We start from the raw sequence: 1,340 nt of genomic DNA, 5'->3' as shown, positions 1-1,340 counted from the left end.
CCCTTGGGCGTGACCTTGCCGACCAGGATGTCGCCGGGGACGACCTCGGCGCCGATGCGGATGATGCCGCGCTCGTCGAGGTCGGCCAGGACCTCCTCGGAGACGTTCGGGATGTCCCGGGTGATCTCCTCGGGGCCCAGCTTGGTGTCGCGGGCGTCGACCTCGTGCTCCTCGATGTGGATCGAGGACAGCACGTCGTCCTGGACCAGGCGTTGCGAGATGATGATCGCGTCTTCGTAGTTGTGCCCCTCCCACGGCATGAACGCCACGAGCAGGTTCTTGCCGAGCGCCATCTCGCCGTCGTCGGTGCAGGGACCGTCGGCGACGACCTGGTTCACCTCGACCCGATCGCCTTCCTTGACGATCGGCTTCTGGTTGAAGCAGGTGCCCTGGTTGGAGCGCTTGAACTTGGCGACACGGTAGGTCGTGCGGGTGCCGTCGTCGTTCATCACGGTGACGTAGTCGGCGGAGACCTCCTCGACCACGCCCGCCTTCTCGGCGCTGACCATGTCACCCGTGTCGGTGGCCGCACGGTACTCCATGCCGGTGCCGACCAGCGGCGCCTCGCTCTTGAGCAGCGGCACCGACTGGCGCATCATGTTCGCGCCCATGAGCGCCCGGTTGGCGTCGTCGTGCTCCAGGAACGGGATCATCGCGGTCGCGACGGACACCATCTGGCGCGGCGACACGTCGATGTAGTCGACCTCCGCGGCACGGGCGAGCTCGGTCTCACCGCCCTTGGTGCGGACCAGGACGCGGGACTCGGCCAACGACCCGTCGGGGTTGAACACCGTGTTGGCCTGCGCCTTGACGTAGCGGTCCTCCTCGTCGGCGGTCAGGTAGTCGATCTGCTCGGTCACCTTCCCGTCCACGACCTTGCGGTACGGCGTCTCGACGAAGCCGAAGGCGTTGAGCCGGCCGAAGGAGGCCAGGGAGCCGATCAGGCCGATGTTGGGACCTTCCGGCGTCTCGATCGGGCACATGCGGCCGTAGTGGGAGGGGTGGACGTCACGGACCTCGAAGCCGGCCCGCTCACGGGACAGACCACCGGGGCCCAGCGCGTTCAGACGCCGCTTGTGCGTCAGGCCGGCCAGCGGGTTGATCTGGTCCATGAACTGCGACAGCTGGGAGGTTCCGAAGAACTCCTTGATCGACGCCACGACCGGACGGATGTTGATCAGGGTCTGCGGCGTGATCGCCTCGACGTCCTGGGTGGTCATCCGCTCGCGGACGACGCGCTCCATGCGGGCCAGGCCCAGGCGGACCTGGTTCTGGATGAGCTCGCCGACGCTGCGCAGGCGGCGGTTGCCGAAGTGGTCGATGTCGTCGGTCTCGACGCG

At 67.5% G+C, this 1,340-nt stretch carries 1 protein-coding gene; it reads right to left on the bottom strand.

Features of this window, described 5'->3' with window-relative positions:
- Positions 1-1,340: DNA-directed RNA polymerase subunit beta (rpoB, locus tag CA984_RS44025; protein WP_108724713.1), on the bottom strand; the 1,340-nt coding region annotated here is incomplete at both ends.

Source organism: Streptosporangium minutum (assembly GCF_002149035.1).
Taxonomy (GTDB): Bacteria; Actinomycetota; Actinomycetes; order Streptosporangiales; family Streptosporangiaceae; genus Streptosporangium; species Streptosporangium minutum.
The sequence above is the reverse complement of the archived record's forward strand: the minus strand, read 5'-3'. Positions and strand labels throughout refer to the sequence as shown.